Raw genomic sequence first — 17,611 nt, forward strand, 5'->3', positions numbered from 1 at the left:
GAACTTTTTGAATAAAAAAGGAGATAATCAATAAAGTATCGAATACTTTTTAGTGTAATAGGAAATAGGAGGTTTTATAAAATGGCGGAACAATCAAATGTAAAGAAACTCCCGAATCGCAATGAAATTGCCGAACAGGATACATGGAGATTAGAAGATATTTTTGCTTCAGATGCTGAGTGGGAAAAGGAATTTACTGAAGTAAAAGAGATGATTTCAGGAATTGAAGAATTCCAGGGAAAGCTTGGTGAATCTGCGGATAAGCTTTTTGAGGCTTTAGCTTATCAGGATGCCATTTCTTTACGAATGGGTAAACTTTATACATATGCACATATGCGTAATGACCAAGATACATCAAATTCGTTATATCAAGGCTTATATGATCGTGCAACAAATCTATATACACAAGTAGGTAGTGCACTTTCTTTCATCGTGCCTGAAATCCTAACAATCGATGAGGAAACAATTAAATCTTTCCTATCCGAAAAGGAAGAATTGAAGGTCTACGAGCATGCATTAAACGATATCAACCGTGAACGCCCGCATGTTTTATCTGCAAAAGAAGAAGCATTGCTTGCACAAGCCTATGAGGTAATGGATTCTTCAAGCAATACCTTTGGAATGCTAAACAACGCTGATTTAACTTTCCCGACCATCAAAGATGAGAACGGGGAAGAGGTTGAAATTACGCATGGTCGTTATATTAACTTCCTTGAAAGTTCAGACCGACGCGTCAGAGAAGAAGCATTTAAGTCTGTCTATGACACATATGGCAAATTTAAAAATACGTTTGGCAGCACGTTAAGTGGAACTGTTAAAAAGGATAACTTTAATGCGCGTGTTCGTAATTATAAGTCTGCTCGCGAAGCAGCTCTGAGCAGCAATAATATTCCTGAAACCGTTTATGATAATCTTGTGAATACCATCAATGAACATTTACCATTGTTACATCGCTATGTTGACCTTCGCAAAAAGGCACTTGGTGTGGATGAGCTTCATATGTATGATCTCTATACGCCACTTGTAAAAGATGTAAAAATGGAGGTTCCCTATGAGGAAGCAAAGGATTATATCCTAAAAGGGCTTGCGCCATTAGGTGAGGATTATTTAAATGTTTTAAGAGAAGGCTTTGAAAACCGTTGGGTGGACATTCACGAGAACAAAGGAAAACGAAGTGGTGCATATTCATCAGGAACCTATGGTACAAATCCTTATATTCTTATGAACTGGCAGGACAATGTCAACAATCTATTTACATTAGCACATGAATTTGGACACTCCGTTCATAGCTACTATACAAGAAATAATCAGCCATATACGTATGGAAATTATTCTATCTTTGTTGCCGAAGTGGCGTCTACTTGTAATGAAGCACTCTTAGGGGACTATTTATTAAAAACTCTTGATGATGACCAAAAGAGATTATATATTTTAAATCACCAGTTAGAGGGCTTTAGAGGAACTGTATTCCGTCAGACCATGTTTGCTGAATTTGAACATATGATTCATATGAAAGCACAAGAGGGGGTTGCGTTAACACCTGATTTGTTTACCGAAATGTATTATGACCTTAACAAAAAATACTTTGGTCCAAATATTGTCGTAGATGAGGAAATTGGTTTAGAATGGTCACGTATTCCACATTTCTATTACAATTATTATGTGTACCAGTATGCAACAGGTTTTAGTGCTGCTACAGCATTGAGTAAGCAAATCTTAGAAGAGGGCAAGCCTGCTGTTGACCGTTATATTAACAACTTCCTAAAAGCGGGAAGCTCTAACTACCCAATTGAAGTACTGAAAAATGCAGGTGTGGACATGACTTCTGCAGATCCAATTAAAGAAGCATGTAAAGTATTCGAAGCAAAACTAACAGAAATGGAAAAATTATTAAATAAGTAATTAAAATAAGAGGGGGCATCCAATTTGGATGCCCTTTGCTATCAACGAAACCCCTTGAAACGATTTCGATTATTATAAATAACGAATGTGACAAGTAATGAAAGAAATAAAAGAGGGGTTGTGATATAAAGGGGTATTAATTTCATTAATCCCAATATATTTAGTCCAAAAGTGATGATGATCATGAAGGTTCCAATAATCAGTCCGATTTTCCTCATCTTTATATCCTCCATACAAATGAATGAATTTTTACCGTGTTGTTTCTATACATTATACTTATGTCCAAGCATCCATTTTAAGAATAGGAATTTGACAACTTTGTGAAAAAATGTACAAATAGTTGAAAATGGTTATCAACCTTGCTATTATGTAATCAAGAAGTAATCACACAAACAACACCCCTTTGTTTGAAGTGAAATTTCTCCCATCCCCTTTATTGATATATATAGTAAAAAGGCTTGGATTCAATTGGATTCCAAGTCTTTTTCGTTATTCTATATATCTAGCTCTAGCGCTTGCACAGGAAGTGCTGACGTCTATGTTTGCCACAGGACGTGGCAGTATTTAATAGACGTTCACCCCAATGCGCTTGCGTTTTTATTCTATATATCTCCAAAACGTTCCGTATTTCACGGGAACTTGTTCAACTTTTTGCTTTAAAATGAGCTTTTTCATTTCGCGTTCCACTTCTGGTATAGGCAAATCGTACAGAACGGAAATTTCTTTTGAAGCAACGAATTTAAAATATTTTAAGAAATCCTCCAATGGCGGTGGAGGCGTGGGTTCTATTCTTTCACCGAGCATATCGTAAATAATATGAACATACATTTCATATGGATAGCAGCCAGTGATTTTTAGACCTTCCTCTTCAATGTTCTCATTAAAGAAAACAAGTGTCGGAATTTCCTCAACGTCCATTTCAGATGTGATTTTTAAATCGCATTGGAATGCTTTTGCAGCACTTGATGAATGAAGATCGCTTTTAAATTCGTTAACATCCAGACCAACCTCATCTGCACATGCATAAAGTACATCCGCATCTGAAATATCCCGTTTTTCAAGGAAAAGGTTTTCTTGAAGCTTTCGTAAAAAACGAATTCCTGCTTTTTTGCCTTGTAGTTCTGCAGCTTTAATCGCAATGGAAACAGAATGAGGAGCAGAAATTGGATTTTCAAGCCATAGGGTTCCGTCGCACGACATTCCTGATCGACTAGCAGTGCGTTCCCACACTTGCGCCATGTCAGCTGGTTTTTTCCTCTTTTGAATATTCAAGGAAGCAAGGCGGCCACTTAAAATATGGCGAATCGTAAAATACTTTCCATATTCAATTGTCAGCTTTTTTAAAATGGGTTCCAATGCCCAACAATCAGGACAGAGTGGATCAACAAACATATAGATTTCCAACGGTCGGTTACCAGATGAATGTTTGAATCCCATTTGATCAGTTTGTTTCAAGACCTTACCCCCTTTCTACCCGCGAGGAGTGTATATCAAATGTTGAATGTATTAACATTTTATCAATGGACGAGATTTAACTCAAATAAAGCGCACTTTTTAGAGAAATGAAATTTATGGTATCGAAATAAATGCTCGAAATAAAAAGCTCTCCCTGGGGTGTTAACAGGTTCCGTTTTGGGTGCAAACAGACTAATTAACATATTAAAATGCAAAGGGTTTCTAAGGTTAAATCACAGTAAAAATCATAGTCAAACGCTTTAGAGAGGCAAAATCAGTAAATATTCGGACAAGGGAAAGCCAAAACATCGCGGTTGTGTCCGAAGTCGAGGCATCTTCAGACAAGGGAAAGCCAAAACATCGCGGTTGTGTCCGAAGTCGAGGCATCTTCAGACAAGGGAAAGCCAAAACAACGCGGTGATGTCCGAAGTTGAGGTATCTTCTGACAAGAATAACGTTACTATAACAAGAAAATTAAAGCGTGAATTCGTAAGTGAATTCACGCTAAAAACGTATTGTGATTTATTGTTTTGCACCCTGAATCGGAGTCAGTTATTGGGGGGCAGGAGAACTTTTCATTATCCGAGATAGGTTTCTGTTACTTTTCTTACATAGTTTTGTGTTTCTTTAAAGGGTGGAATTCCCCCAAATTTATCAACATTTCCAGGTCCAGCATTATAAGCAGCTAAGGCAAGTGATACATTTCCGTTATAGCGGTCTAGCATATTACGAAGATATTTCGTACCTGCTTCAATGTTTTGGGCTGGATCTGTGATATCAGTTACTCCCAATCCACGTGCAGTTGTAGGCATTAACTGCATAAGACCAGTGGCTCCGGCATGGCTTTGCGCATTTGGATTGAAATTGGACTCGTGCTTAATCACAGAGCTAATTAAACGTGGATCCACATTATGTTTTTGTGCCGCCTGTTGTATCAAGTCATCAAAGCTGCTGGATACAGCCGCGGATTGAAGATTCGATATCGTTAAAGGCATATAATGCTTGTTGTTATATAAAGATGAAAGATCAACCTTCGAACGAATACTTTCCGTTGGTGCACTAGATGAATTTGATATCAGCTGTAACAGCATGTCCTTAAAAATGGATCCATCATTACTATTTGTCGGTGAATTGGATGTTGACACATTTCGTAACGCTTGAAGTTCCATCAATACTTTAAAATCTATTTTCAACTGTGTTCCTCTCCTAGTAGAAGATGTTTTTTTTGATCATAAAATCTGCGAATTTTATTGTCTGTTTTGCGAACGGGTATATGGTGTTGTTGGAGTAATTCTTCAAAAATGTCTTTTCCGATTACTTCATCTGTTACTTCATATTCTACCTCGAAATCGCATTTGTTTAAATAGTAACTCTTATCCAGGACGAGTAAGCCATTTTTATATTCAAATTCAGCTCTTTTCGTTTTTAGAGACCCAAAAAATGTAACATCCATTGGGTTAATAGAGAGTGTATTTAAAATGGTAGAAACTTCACCATCGATGATAGGACCACCAGCAAGCATTTGCTTGGCTTCTTCTTCTGTTATAACTTGATGCGTCTCTAGTAATCCACGGCGGGTGGGCTGTTTTAATGTGAGTGTATATGTTCCATTCTTTTCCCGAATACGGAGGGCAGCCCCCAGGTTTTTTAAGGAAAACTGAGCTGTATCAAAATAAAAATTTTCTTGGGTTACTCTTTTCTCATCGTCAATTGAGAATGCTGATAGTAATCGATGATATTCGTTTTCTTCTAGCAAATTTTTAAATTCAATTTCAAGCTCTTGTGACATCGTCATCGTCCTTTTCAACAATTTGTTTTTATTATATCATGAGGTGTGCCTTTTTTAAGAATTGGTTACAGTTTCTTTAACGAATTGATGTACATATGATAAAATAGGTGTGGATTTGGAAATGAGAAAAGGAGATTACTGATGCAGAAGCATATCGAAATTAGTCAATTTAATTATTCTAACGGCAGGTTAGAGCTTAAGGCGGAGCATACAGATTTTGACACGGCTGGATTGAGTGCTACAGGTCAAATGCTGGTTGATTCCGATTCATTAGCATTCATTTATAAGCTTGAAAATGAGCAGGAATTTATATATGTAAGTTTGCCATCAGCTGTCTGGCCATCATTAAAAAGTGTTATCACTGAAAATCAAAAAGTTATTTTACACCTTGAAGACAACGAACTCGAACTAATTGATGTCATTCCTGAATTGGAGTACCTTTTACAAAACATTGAAGGTAATGCCAACTATGGAGATGATATGGTCGAACTTGTCGAGAAGACATTTTTATCCTAAGTTTAGAAAAACGGGGGACGATCATGAGTAAAGACTGGGATCTTTTTTTGGCTCCTTACAAGCAAGCTGTTGATGAGCTGAAAATAAAGCTTAAAGGAATGAGAACTCAATTCGAAATGCAAGGTACCCATTCCCCAATTGAATTTGTAACAGGAAGAGTAAAGCCCATTCCTAGTATTTTGGATAAAGCAATGAAGAAAAACATTCAGCTCGATAAAATCGAGGAAGAGATGCAAGACATCGCAGGCTTGCGAATGATGTGTCAATTTGTCGATGATATCAAGCTGGTTGTTGAATTATTACGGATGCGAAATGATTTAGAAATTATTGAAGAACGTAACTATATTACACAAAAGAAAGAAAGTGGATACCGCTCGTATCATCTTGTGATTCAGTATCCAGTTCAAACCATTGATGGTGAGAAGAAAATTTTAGTAGAAATACAGGTTCGCACACTTGCAATGAACTTTTGGGCAACAATCGAACATTCTTTGAACTACAAATATAAAGGCAGATTTCCTGAAGAAATTGAGCGTCGCTTGCAGCGTGCGGCCGAGGCTGCTTTTCTTCTTGACGAGGAGATGTCGAAAATACGTGGCGAAATCCAAGAAGCACAAGCTATTTTTTCTCGAAAAACGGATAACAAGGATTCTGCTAAATCTTAATAGATAGGGTGTAAAATATGAAATTTGCTGTAACTTCGAGAGGTGACTCGAACTCGAATACATTAATGCAAAAGATAAGAACATATTTAATGGACTTCGGGCTCACATATGACGAGGATCAACCAGATATTGTCGTAACTGTCGGAGGAGATGGAACACTTTTATATGCCTTTCACCGCTACCGCAGCCGATTAGATAAAACAGCTTTTGTTGGTATCCACACAGGCCATCTTGGATTTTATGCAGATTGGGTTCCAGAAGAAATAGAGAAACTCGTCATCGCCATTGCCAAAACCCCTTATCAGGTTGTTGAGTATCCATTACTTGAGGTGTATATTCGCTATATCAACGGGGGACGGGAATCGAGATATCTTGCTTTAAATGAATGTACGGTTAAAAGTGTAGAGGGCTCACTTGTAATGGACCTTGAAATCAAGGGACAGCTTTTTGAAACATTTCGTGGGGATGGACTATGTATTTCGACACCATCAGGAAGTACTGCATATAATAAAGCGCTCGGTGGCGCGATTTTACATCCATCGATTGAGGCAATTCAGGTTGCAGAAATGGCTTCAATTAATAATCGTGTCTTTCGTACGGTCGGCTCACCTTTAATATTACCGAACCATCATACGATTGTCATGAAACCAGTGAATGATGTTGATTTCCACATTACCATTGACCATTTAACGCTTTTACACAAGGATGTTAAATCCATTCAATGTCGCGTAGCTCCTGAAAAAGTACGCTTTGCTCGTTTTCGGCCTTTCCCATTTTGGAAAAGGGTTCGTGATTCGTTTATTTCGGATTAGTTGAAATGTGAAGTCTTGCTAATCGCTGCGAGCCATAGCTAGACAAATGGAAGGGATATAGGACCGTGGATGCTTTTACTTTGGAATGGAAGGTATCTTCACAAGATACTGGAAAACTAGTTAGAGAGTTTTTAAAGGAGCAGAGTATATCAAAAACGGCTCTTACGGATATCAAGTTCGCAGGTGGCGGGATTTTTATAAATGGTCGTTCTGTTACGGTTCGCCATCGTTTAATCGAAGGCGAGGTTCTGAAAGTGGTGTTTCCACCTGAAAAACCTTCCCTAGAGTTAAAGCCAGAGAATCTGCCTTTACAGATTGTGTACGAGGATCCATATGTATTGGTTGTGAACAAAGCACCATATCAGCAATCAATTCCATCCAGGGAGAGCCCGACTGGAAGCTTAGCGAATGCGCTCTTGTATTATTACCAATCAACAGGTCTTGATGTGACGGTTCATTTAGTCAATCGCCTGGATCGTGACACATCTGGGTTGCTGCTCGTTGCTAAGCATCGTCATATCCACCATCTCTTATCAGAACAACAAAAGGCTGGAAGATTGAAAAGGACATACGAAGCCGTGGTACATGGTGGACTAGAAATGGATTCTGGTACGATTGATGCCCCAATTGGGCGGAAGGATGATAGCATTATTGAACGCGAGGTGCGCGAGGATGGACAGAGGGCGGTTACTCATTTTAAGGTCATTGAGAAGTTTCGAAATTGCACACATGTACAGCTTCAGCTAGAGACTGGGAGAACCCACCAGATTCGCGTTCATGTTTCACATATAGGTCATCCGATTGTAGGTGATGATTTGTATGGGGGATTACTTGTTGAGATTGGAAGACAGGCACTTCATTGCCAAGAGTTATGTTTCTGGCATCCCATGTATCAAAAAGAGGTAGTCTTTTATGCAGAATTGCCGGAAGATATGAGAGAGTTATTGGAAAAAGCGACCTTGTGAGGTCGCTTTTGTGTTGGGTTGCATTCATGGGGTTGCATTATTTCTTTCTATTAGGTTTTTTGAGTAACTTGAATCGGCCTGGAAGTGCATCCGAATCCAGATATTAGGATGTTAGTGTCCCTCGAACTGACTTGGAGTGCCATCGAAATCCAGAAATTAGGAGAGTGATGTCTCTCGAATTGACTTGGAGTGCCATCAAAATCCAAAAATTAGGAGAGTGAAGTCCCTCGAACTTGGAGTGCCATCAAAATCCAGAAATTAGGAGAGTGAAGTCCCTCGGATTGACTTGGAGTGCCATCAAACTCCAGAAATTGGAAAGTGGTGTCCCTCGAATTGACTTGGAGTGCCATCGAAATCCAGAAATTAGGAGAGTGATGTCCCTCGGATTGACTTGGAGTGCCATCAAACTCCAGAAATTGGAAAATAGTGTCCCTCGGATTGACTTGGAGTGCCATCAAACTCCAGAAATTGGAAAATGATGTCCCTCGAATTGACTTGGAGTGCCATCAAACTCCAGAAATTGGAAAATGGTGTCCCTCGAATTGACTTGGAGCGCCATCGAAATCCAGAAATTAGGAAGTTGTTGTCCTTCGAATCAATGTGGAGTGACACGAAAATCCAGAAATGAGGAAGATGATGTCACTCAGATATTAGTTCATACCACTTACCCAATTTCCCGAAACTTCTCCGATACAAGCGGCATTGTCGAAGGTACTGAGACAGTCTCCATCTCCGGATACTTTAAAGCTGTTAAGCTTCCTCCAAACACGCAACCGGTATCAATATTCACTGTATGATTGACCCATCGTGGTTCCTTTACTGGCGTGTGTCCATATACAATCCATGATGTACCCTTGTAAAGCTTTGCCCAATCACGTCTTTCCGGTGTTCCATCAGGGTTGCTTTTGCCTGTAATATCCCCATATAACACAAAGGTTTTTACCTTTTTATCATTGCGCCCAATATAATCCTCACGAATGCCTGCATGGGCAATGACCAATTTTCCATCATCCAATCTTTCATAAAGAGGGGCCATTTCATACAACTCAATAAACTGACTTCGCACCGATTCTTGTTTCTTTTTATCTAAAGCTTCAAATTCAGCCACGGTTGTTTCCAATCCATGTGTAGCTTGGACTTTATTCCCAAGAAAAAATCGATATAGCTTATTACAGTGATTCCCTGGTACATAATAGGCTTGTTTCTCCTGAACGACGAGCCTGTACACAGTATCAATTACCTTTAATGATTCTGGACCACGATCTGTTAAGTCTCCCACAAAAGCGAGGAGTCGGTCATTATGTAGTGGAATCCCAGTATCCCACGAATACCCAAGTTTCGTCGTTAATTGTTTAAACTCCAGATAACAACCATGAATGTCACCGATTACATCTATTTTCATCAATAGCACCTCTCTACAAAAAAATCACGTCACTCCTCCAACTATTATAAGAAGAATAACGTGATTTTATTTCTAGTTTTAGTCGAACATAAATTTCTTTGTTCTCGAACGAACATTTAATACAATTCCAATAGCAATCATATAAGTGGCAAGGGAACTACCTCCATAGCTAATGAACGGTAGTGGAAGGCCAGTGATTGGTAGAATTCCGACTGTCATCCCAACGTTTTGGAATACTTGGAAAGTGATCATTCCGATTACACCCGCACATAAATAACTTCCATATGGATCATGACTTTCGAGTGCAATATGAATCATTCGATAGATTAATAAGAAGAATAAGGAAATAATAATACTTGTTCCAATGAATCCAAATTGTTCGGCAACCACGGCAAAAATAAAATCGGTGTGTCCTTCAGGAATGGAAACCTCGGATTCCTGAAAACCTTTGCCGTGTAACTGACCAGACCCGATGGCGAGAAGGGAGCGAACCAACTGATGCCCTTCGTTACTAGCAGTAGCAAAAGGAGCGAGCCATCCATAAAAACGGCTCATCTGGTAGTCCTCTATAATGTACTTAAAGAAAAAGTCTGGAAAGTTGAAGTATAGGAAAACACCTAATGAGATTACAAAAACAGCTGAAAATACGCCTGCAAAAATAATTCTCCATTTAATACCTGCAACAAGAATCATTGTTGCAATGATTGACATAAAGACCATGGTCATCCCCATATCCGGCTGTAACACTAAAAAACCAATCGGTGGGGCAGACGCTAGTAAAATTTTTCCTATGAGAAGAAGGTCGTCCTTAACCGTATTAATCGGATAATTTTCACGATGATCCGCAATAATCTTACTTAATACAATAATGATAATAATCTTCATTAGCTCAGATGGTTGAAAGCTTGCGAAACCAAAGTTGTACCAGCTTGTTGCCCCTTTTACTTTTGAGGCAAAGGGAATGTCAACAATATATTTTTCAACAAAAAGCCCAAATAATAATACCATCCCGAATCCATATAAATACCAGGAAATCATTTTGAAACGGTCAAAATCAATAACCATTGTTCCGATGATGGCGACAATTCCAATCACATACCATTGAAGTTGTTGGGCTGCGAAATTTATATTTTTAAGCTTTTCTGGCAAAAAAGGCTGTGCACTTTGGATTGCGATGGCACTAACGATGGCCATTAGAAATAAAATAAACAACAATGTATAATCAATTTTTTGTGGAGTATTGTCTTTATTCATGGATAAAAATCCTTTCTAATCTCACACGAGTTTTATATCATAGAAATCAGGGTATTATACAATATCCTGTATTTTAAAAGATAAAGTTCAGCTCCATGTACGCCCTAGCGCATTTTTCATGAGCCAATTCTATCTTAGCTTATTTTAGAGTGATTGCAAATCATTATATCGTGCAAACTAAAAATTTAATGATATACAAATTCCCACAAAAAGTAAATGGTCGTATGTTACATTTTTGCCAAATGTATGTTAATATTTTGTTTTTCAGTTGTAAGGGGGGGAAGAACATGTTACAACATGAAGTAAACGAAAAAGAACAACAACAATTAGAAACTGAGCAATTGCTGGAGGCTCTTCAAAATGAGAATATCGACGAATTCCGCGCTGTTTTCTTAGAAATTCACCCATATGAAAGATCAAAATTCTATGCAAAGTTACCGAAAGATGCTAGAATGCGCGTATATCTTTTTTTATCACCAACAGAAATGGCAGAGGTCTTTGAAAACCTTGAGATCGATGAGAATGAATATGAAGAGCTTTTATCAGAGATGGACCCAACTTTTGTCGCGGATATGCTTTCACAAATGTATGCGGACGATGCAGTTGACGTATTGAATGAATTAGGTAAAGAGCAGGTCGCAAGTTATTTGACCATTATGGATGATGAAGCAGCAGGTGAAATTAAACAGCTTCTTCATTATGAGGAATATACAGCCGGTAGTATTATGACTACCGAATTTATTGCAATACACGCCAATCAAACTGTGAAATCAGCTATGTACATCTTAAAAAAGGAAGCTCCACGTGCTGAAACAATTTATTACGTGTATGTAATAGATGAAGAGAAACGGCTTGTTGGTGTCATTTCAATTCGTGATTTGCTCATAAGTGATGACGATACAATGATCCATGAAATTATGAATGACCGTGTTGTATCTGTGTCTGTTAGCGAAGATCAAGAAGAGGTCGCCCGGAGGATGAAGGATTATAATTTCTTAGCAGTTCCGGTTATCGATTTTCAAAATCACTTATTAGGGATCATAACCGTAGATGACATTATTGATGTTATTGATGAAGAGGCATCTGATGATTACTCAAAACTTGCGGGTATTTCAGATGTGGATTCTGCTGATAAAAGTATTTTTACATCTGCTAAAAAGAGATTGCCATGGTTGATTATTTTATCTTTCCTTGGAATGATGACAGCAAGCCTTATTGGACGATTTGAAGCAACTTTAGATCAAGTTGCCATTTTAGCTGTTTTTATTCCGTTAATTGCAGGTATGGCTGGGAATACTGGAACACAGGCATTGGCTGTGGCTGTTCGTCGAATTGCGATTGGTGAGGATGAAGAAGAAAATAAATGGCTGTTAATTCTGAGAGAAGCCGGGACAGGTGTAATAACTGGGGCTGTTTGTGGAACGGTAATAATGTTCGTTGTTTATTTTTGGAAAGGTGATTTTTTTCTAGGATTATTAGTTGGTTTTTCAATTTTAATTACGCTGATTGTAGCAACGCTTGCTGGTGCAGTTGTACCGTTACTTATGCATCGGTTAAAGGTAGACCCTGCAGTTGCGTCCGGACCTTTTATTACGACAATTAATGACATTATTAGTATTTTAATTTATTTTGGATTAGCCACCTTTTTTATGGGCTATCTTGTTTAAAAATTTATTATATTGGGGGTAAAACATGGAACATGGTGCTTCATTAACATCATTAGTCGTAGTGATGGTGGTGGCCTTCTTGACACCACTGTTATTACATAGATTTAAACTTCGGGTAATCCCTGTTGTTGTAGCAGAAATTATCATGGGAATCATTATTGGAAAAAGTGGGTTTGACGTGGTTGAACCTGATATGTGGCTTGAAACATTATCGACATTAGGATTCATTTTTTTAATGTTTTTAAGTGGGGTTGAAATTGACTTTTCTGCTTTTGCAGGAGGCAAAAAGAAACAAACCCTGCCAAGTGGTAAAAAGGCTCCAAGTACTTTTCTCGTTTCCTTAATTGTATTTGCAGGAATTTTTATTTTATCACTTCTATTATCCTATCTTTTTGTTTGGACAGGATTTACGGATAATGCCTTCTTAATGACATTAATTATATCAACAATTTCTTTAGGGGTTGTTGTACCGACCCTTAAGGATGCCCAAATCATGAAAACAAATATTGGTCAGATTATCCTGCTAATTGCAGTAGTGGCTGACCTTGTTACCATGATTTTACTTGCTGTTTTTGCCTCTATTTACGGAGGCGGAGAGAGCAATATGTGGCTCTTGTTAATCTTATTTGGTGCAGGGGTACTCCTATATTTAGTAGGAAAGAGGTTTCAGAATCGTTCCTTTCTTGAAACAATGTCAAAGGGAACCGTTCAAATTGGAACAAGAGCGATTTTTGCACTCATCATGATTTTAGTTGCTCTTTCTGAAACAATTGGTGCAGAGAATATTTTAGGTGCGTTTTTGGCCGGTGTATTAGTCTCATTATTGTCACCAAATCATGAAATGGTGCAACAGCTTGATTCATTTGGTTATGGATTTTTAATTCCGATCTTTTTTGTAATGATTGGGGTTGAGCTCGATCTATGGGCGCTTTTCCAAGATCCAAAAATCTTATTGCTCATCCCATTATTATTTATTGCTTTAGCGATTTCAAAAATGCTTCCAATCCTATATATTAAGCGCTGGTATGATTGGCGAACGACAATTGGAGCCGGTGCTTTGTTAACATCAACATTGTCTCTGGTCATTGCAGCAGCAACTGTTGGGGAGAAAATGGGAATCATTGATGATAGAATGTCGGGTGCATTAATCTTAGTTGCGGTTATTGCCAGTATTGTTTCACCAATTGGGTTTAAAAAGCTTTTTCCAAAGCAGTTGGACGAAGAGCCTGTTATTCGCGTCGCCTTTATTGGTGCAAACCAAATGTCATTACCTGTGATTCGAGAGTTGAACTCCAAACTGTATGATACGACGATTTATCATACGACGCAGGATAAAATTGATAAAAAACATTCTGATTCAGTGTTTGATATTGTCGGGCTCGAAGATTATTCAATCGAAAGTCTTCAAAGTTCGAATGTGTTTGATGTGGATATTCTAGTTATTACAACCGGGTCTGATGAACAAAATGCTGAAATTGCAAGATTCGCGAAGGAAAGTGGTGTTGATCGTGTTATCGCACGGATTGAATCGGGTGAACTTGGCGAGGAACTCAAGGAACAAAATATTGATGTATTTTCGTTATTAATGTCTACCAATACATTACTTCGTGCGCTAATTGAGGCACCAGGTATTATGACGATCCTGACAAATCAGGAAAATTCCTTGTATCAGATTGAAATGAACAATGGTCTTTATGATGGAACTATGCTTCGGAATTTCCCGTTTACTGGAGATGTCATCTTTGTTCGAATCTTTAGAGGCAAAGATTCTATTGTTCCACATGGGGATACAGAGCTTCTGCTAGGTGACCGATTAATTGTGACCGGCTCTAGGGAGTATGTGGATGAGTTGAAGGTGGATTTAGAATTCTAAAAGTAAGAGGGCGAACCAATTAAATGGTCGCCCTCATTTGTTTAGCCAACAATATTATATCCTGAATCCACGTAAATCACTTCGCCAGTCACTCCGCGTGAAAGATTGCTTAGCATGGCTACGGACATGTTACCAACATCTTCTTTTGTGACATTTCGCTTAAGTGGTGCTTTTTCTTCAATCATTTTCATAATGTCATTGAAGCCTGGTACACCCTTGGCAGCTAATGTACGGATTGGACCAGCTGAAATCGCATTGATTCTAACACCATCTTTTCCAAGGTCAAATGTAAGGTATCTGACACATGCTTCAAGCGATGCTTTCGCGATTCCCATTACATTGTAACCAGGAAGAGCTCTCACAGCACCTAGGTAAGACATTGTGATGATAGAAGCATCATCTGCTAAATATGGACGAGCAGCTTTTGCGGCAGCTACTAATGAATAGGCACTTGTATCCTGTGCAAATGCATACCCATCACGTGATGTATCAATAAAATCACCTTTTAGGTCATCTGCATTGGCGAATGCAACAGAGTGTACTAGTCCGTGAATTGTCCCTACTTTTTCACCGATATCAGTAAATGCTTGTGAAATGCTTTCATCACTGTTTACATCACATCTAACAATCATTTCAGCCGGGTAGTTGTATTTCTCTAATAGTTTTTCAAGCTTTTCGCGTGAACGATCTAGACGATAAGTATAGATAACTTTTGCTCCAGCTTTATATAGTGATTCAGCAACCCCCCACGCAATACTTCTTTCATTGGCTACGCCCATAACAACAATATTTTTTCCATCTAATTGAATTAAATCTTCCATTGTTACCTCCATGACTGCATCAATAATTAATTCTTCTCTATTTATTATACCTGGTTTTAGTATCTGATGCTAATTAAATCAATTTTATTTTAACCCAAGAGGGTTTCCGCGGCAACTTGCATAGATAATAAAATTTTTAGTGGCCAGAATGATTTTGATCATGGTCGATTTTTTGACAGGGAAATTAGCCATTATGAGACTGAAGTCTGGAAGAATTTAAATTAGAACTGGATGACCTTATCAAAAGATGTGCAATTGCCACAACATCTCCACCTGATTTGTTGGAACATATAGCTAGGGAAGCCCATCATCTGTGGAGAAACTTAGAAGACGGAATTATTACTTGATTGAGCTTACCATGGAAAACAATGCATTTCCCTTAACTTTAATTTCGGGCAGAGCCAACTTTCAATTAAGAAAGTTGGCTATACTTCTTTTTTATGGAGATGAAAGGTGCAAGTAGTGAAGATGATTTGATACAATGAAATCATTGAAATGTTAATATGGCTTATAGCGAATTGGCTTGGAATATTCCCTTTTCATAACTACCCAGAGAGTTGGAACCTTTTGTTAAAAGTAACTTCGAATTAGTAAAGAATTAGATATCTATGAGTAAATTAAAAAGTAGGGGGCTTGTCCATTGTAAAATTCCCTTTTTATCAAAATTTTAAAAACTGATAATAAAGGGGTAGAATAATGTTTGGTTAACCTTTGCCTTGTTTGTAATATCTACAATAGTTATGCAAGGAATTGTAGACGAAACGCCTTTCCGGGTTAAAAATGAGAAGCAGAGTACAGGAGAAGCTTTAAAAGAAGGCTGGCATACAATTTGGAAAAATCCTATCTTTCGCAGTATACATGTCATCTTTTTTATTGAAGCTATTGCAAATGTAGTATGGGTGGCAGCTATTCTTTATGGATTTGTAAATGAAGTGCTACATGTTACAGAGGCATGGTGGGGCTATATTAATACCGCATTCTTTCTTGGATTGATATTTGGTGGAGTAATCAGTTCGAGGTTTTCGGTGAAAGTTGAAAAGAATATGAGAAAGATTTTGATATACTCTTCATTTTTGTGCTTCACTAGTAACCTTATTGTTTGGATTAAATTCAATTGCTTGGATGGCCTTAATACTGGTTGTTCTAAGTGGATTTCAAAGGGGCTGGCTGCAATAAAGACTAAAGTTAATTATCCGTTTATCTATTTTTTGATGGAACCTAATGTCGTGTTCGTATATAAAATGGAAACAAATCATTATTTAACTGTTTCGGATTGGATTGAAAGTGGGGAGTTGCAAACGTTTGAATTAAATCATGAAGATGAGTTTGAGACATTTACCCATGAAAATAGCGCTCCACTTGAAGGAAAAGGTTATCTTATGCAGCAAAGCGATATGACCCTCATGGTCGAAAAAATTAATAAATACATACAAAAATATCGCCAATTACATACTTTTTCAGCAGGCTTTGATGAGGCAGGTTATAAAACTAGTACGGTACATCTTGTTTCCTCGGAATCAGCAGCAGGAATCTTAAGAGTTGGACTTGAAAGACCCAAGGTTGTGATTGGATTACCTGACTCCCTTTCGATTGGACCATTGTGGAAGTTAGATGAAAAAGTGGGACAAACGCTTCGAAATGAATGGTTATATGAACATATCAATTATGAAGGGGATGATTATGAATATGAAAATAAATTTGCCAATGCATTGCGCGAGATAGAAGATATTCCCGGGCAAAATCCTATATACATTTGGTATGGCAATAATGCCGATGAACAAATTGGGCTGAGGTTCCTTCTATATTTATTGCGGAATAAAACAAATGTTATTTATCTTATCAACTCCACCGAACTATATGAAAGATATATAGCGCCTAACTTGAATGGTCAAACGGTACTCCATACAGGACACATCGAACCTGAAGATTTAAGATGGCTTTACGAAAAAAACAGCAAGTCCCAATCTTTATCTGATCAGGATATAAATCAATATCATAAGGAATGGATATCCTTGTCACAATCGAAGGAAGTCCTGCGTCTATGGAGGGACCATGAAATAGCAGAAGTTAATGAAAATAACTATGATCCACTGATCATAAAAACCATTGAAATGTTGCATCATGGGCAGGAAAGTAAGGACTTTATCAAGGCGGGAATGGTGATTGGAGAAATCCTTTCAGGGACGAACGAATCGATCAATGCTTTCTTTTTAGAGTATAGAATTCGGCATTTAATTTATAGTGGGGTCCTTGAGTTAAAAGGAATACCAAAATCGATGAGGCACTACGGTGTTAAACTGCGGTAAGGATATGAAAGGCCCCATGAAACCTCGTTCTCTTGTAAACCTCCTTTTACTTCAATAAGGATATTTTCTAAAAGATTGTTGCTTTTCAACAGATATGAATAATAAAGATAATTGACAGAAAATTGAATAATGTTATTATAAAATTAAACAGATATGGTCAATAATGGGAAAAAGGGGGGCTTCA

The 17,611-nt window shown here is 37.9% G+C and carries 16 protein-coding genes; 9 read left to right on the top strand and 7 right to left on the bottom strand.

Translation table 11 applies throughout. The features are described 5' to 3' along the window. The first annotated feature begins 81 nt into the window (after nt 1–81). Entirely contained in the window at nt 82–1,902 is a 1,821-nt protein-coding gene (pepF, locus tag E1I69_RS12655) for an oligoendopeptidase F (RefSeq protein ID WP_136379962.1), read from the top strand. A gap of 41 nt (nt 1,903–1,943) precedes the next feature. On the opposite strand, the gene E1I69_RS24715 is transcribed toward pepF, so the two are convergent. From E1I69_RS24715 to E1I69_RS12670, 4 genes are all read right to left on the bottom strand, one after another. Further along, a complete protein-coding gene (locus E1I69_RS24715; RefSeq protein ID WP_165439162.1) occupies nt 1,944–2,120 on the bottom strand; it encodes a hypothetical protein in 177 nt (58 codons plus the stop codon). A 379-nt stretch (nt 2,121–2,499) separates the two neighbouring features. Then, complete coding sequence (locus tag E1I69_RS12660; RefSeq protein WP_153206449.1) at nt 2,500–3,339, bottom strand: ClpXP adapter SpxH family protein; 840 nt, start codon at nt 3,337–3,339, stop codon at nt 2,500–2,502. A gap of 596 nt (nt 3,340–3,935) precedes the next feature. Continuing rightward, nucleotides 3,936–4,550 carry a lytic transglycosylase domain-containing protein gene (locus E1I69_RS12665; protein WP_136379964.1) on the bottom strand — a complete coding sequence of 205 codons (615 nt, stop codon included), beginning with the start codon at nt 4,548–4,550 and terminating at the stop codon, nt 3,936–3,938. Continuing rightward, nucleotides 4,547–5,146 (bottom strand): CYTH domain-containing protein, encoded by a 600-nt coding sequence (locus E1I69_RS12670; protein ID WP_136379965.1) that lies wholly within the window; start codon nt 5,144–5,146, stop codon nt 4,547–4,549. Before E1I69_RS12670 ends, E1I69_RS12665 begins: the two co-directional genes overlap by 4 nt. Nucleotides 5,147–5,287: 141 nt before the next feature. On the opposite strand from E1I69_RS12670, the gene E1I69_RS12675 reads away from it, so the two are divergent. The 4 genes from E1I69_RS12675 (at nt 5,288) to E1I69_RS12690 (ending at nt 8,104) form a co-directional block, all read left to right on the top strand. Then, complete coding sequence (locus E1I69_RS12675; protein ID WP_136379966.1) at nt 5,288–5,662, top strand: hypothetical protein; 375 nt, start codon at nt 5,288–5,290, stop codon at nt 5,660–5,662. Between the two features lie 23 nt (nt 5,663–5,685). Beyond that, nucleotides 5,686–6,327: a GTP pyrophosphokinase gene (locus tag E1I69_RS12680; protein ID WP_136379967.1), complete on the top strand. Its 642-nt coding sequence runs from the start codon at nt 5,686–5,688 to the stop codon at nt 6,325–6,327. 17 nt (nt 6,328–6,344) lie between these two features. Further along, nucleotides 6,345–7,139: an NAD kinase gene (locus tag E1I69_RS12685; RefSeq protein ID WP_136379968.1), complete on the top strand. Its 795-nt coding sequence runs from the start codon at nt 6,345–6,347 to the stop codon at nt 7,137–7,139. 65 nt (nt 7,140–7,204) lie between these two features. Then, a complete protein-coding gene (locus tag E1I69_RS12690) occupies nt 7,205–8,104 on the top strand; it encodes an RluA family pseudouridine synthase (protein ID WP_136379969.1) in 900 nt (299 codons plus the stop codon). 664 nt (nt 8,105–8,768) lie between these two features. Here the strand turns inward: E1I69_RS12690 and prpE are convergent. Together prpE and E1I69_RS12700 are read right to left on the bottom strand one after the other, a co-directional pair. Then, entirely contained in the window at nt 8,769–9,506 is a 738-nt protein-coding gene (gene prpE / locus E1I69_RS12695; protein ID WP_136379970.1) for a bis(5'-nucleosyl)-tetraphosphatase PrpE, read from the bottom strand. Between the two features lie 78 nt (nt 9,507–9,584). Next, nucleotides 9,585–10,760, bottom strand: a complete 1,176-nt coding sequence (locus E1I69_RS12700) for an FtsW/RodA/SpoVE family cell cycle protein (protein WP_136379971.1) — start codon at nt 10,758–10,760, stop codon at nt 9,585–9,587. 287 nt (nt 10,761–11,047) lie between these two features. Between E1I69_RS12700 and mgtE the strand changes: the two genes are divergently transcribed. Both mgtE and E1I69_RS12710 read left to right on the top strand, forming a co-directional pair. Beyond that, nucleotides 11,048–12,427: a magnesium transporter gene (gene mgtE, locus E1I69_RS12705; protein ID WP_136379972.1), complete on the top strand. Its 1,380-nt coding sequence runs from the start codon at nt 11,048–11,050 to the stop codon at nt 12,425–12,427. 25 nt (nt 12,428–12,452) lie between these two features. Next, on the top strand, nt 12,453–14,300 hold the full coding sequence (locus tag E1I69_RS12710) for a monovalent cation:proton antiporter family protein (protein ID WP_136379973.1): 1,848 nt from the start codon (nt 12,453–12,455) through the stop codon (nt 14,298–14,300). 41 nt (nt 14,301–14,341) lie between these two features. Here the strand turns inward: E1I69_RS12710 and fabI are convergent, their stop codons facing one another. Next, nucleotides 14,342–15,121 carry an enoyl-ACP reductase FabI gene (gene fabI / locus E1I69_RS12715; protein ID WP_136379974.1) on the bottom strand — a complete coding sequence of 260 codons (780 nt, stop codon included), beginning with the start codon at nt 15,119–15,121 and terminating at the stop codon, nt 14,342–14,344. 206 nt (nt 15,122–15,327) lie between these two features. Here fabI and E1I69_RS25405 point away from each other — a divergent pair, with 206 nt between their 5' ends. Further along, nucleotides 15,328–15,468 carry a DUF2935 domain-containing protein gene (locus E1I69_RS25405; protein ID WP_347561815.1) on the top strand — a complete coding sequence of 47 codons (141 nt, stop codon included), beginning with the start codon at nt 15,328–15,330 and terminating at the stop codon, nt 15,466–15,468. 369 nt (nt 15,469–15,837) lie between these two features. Further along, complete coding sequence (locus E1I69_RS12725; RefSeq protein WP_242634587.1) at nt 15,838–17,427, top strand: DUF1835 domain-containing protein; 1,590 nt, start codon at nt 15,838–15,840, stop codon at nt 17,425–17,427. Nucleotides 17,428–17,611 lie beyond the last annotated feature (184 nt).

The organism is Bacillus timonensis (genome assembly GCF_004799755.1).
In the GTDB taxonomy this organism is placed as follows: domain Bacteria; phylum Bacillota; class Bacilli; order Bacillales; family Bacillaceae_L; genus Ferdinandcohnia; species Ferdinandcohnia timonensis_A.

Coding starts and splice junctions, on each gene's coding strand:
- E1I69_RS12700 (WP_136379971.1), bottom strand. CDS start 10,760: ATGAATAAAGACAATACTCCACAAAAAATTGATTATACATTGTTGTTT.
- pepF (WP_136379962.1), top strand. CDS start 82: ATGGCGGAACAATCAAATGTAAAGAAACTCCCGAATCGCAATGAAATT.
- E1I69_RS12660 (WP_153206449.1), bottom strand. CDS start 3,339: ATGGGATTCAAACATTCATCTGGTAACCGACCGTTGGAAATCTATATG.
- E1I69_RS12675 (WP_136379966.1), top strand. CDS start 5,288: ATGCAGAAGCATATCGAAATTAGTCAATTTAATTATTCTAACGGCAGG.
- E1I69_RS12680 (WP_136379967.1), top strand. CDS start 5,686: ATGAGTAAAGACTGGGATCTTTTTTTGGCTCCTTACAAGCAAGCTGTT.
- fabI (WP_136379974.1), bottom strand. CDS start 15,121: ATGGAAGATTTAATTCAATTAGATGGAAAAAATATTGTTGTTATGGGC.
- E1I69_RS12685 (WP_136379968.1), top strand. CDS start 6,345: ATGAAATTTGCTGTAACTTCGAGAGGTGACTCGAACTCGAATACATTA.
- E1I69_RS12670 (WP_136379965.1), bottom strand. CDS start 5,146: ATGTCACAAGAGCTTGAAATTGAATTTAAAAATTTGCTAGAAGAAAAC.
- mgtE (WP_136379972.1), top strand. CDS start 11,048: ATGTTACAACATGAAGTAAACGAAAAAGAACAACAACAATTAGAAACT.
- E1I69_RS12710 (WP_136379973.1), top strand. CDS start 12,453: ATGGAACATGGTGCTTCATTAACATCATTAGTCGTAGTGATGGTGGTG.
- prpE (WP_136379970.1), bottom strand. CDS start 9,506: ATGAAAATAGATGTAATCGGTGACATTCATGGTTGTTATCTGGAGTTT.
- E1I69_RS24715 (WP_165439162.1), bottom strand. CDS start 2,120: ATGAGGAAAATCGGACTGATTATTGGAACCTTCATGATCATCATCACT.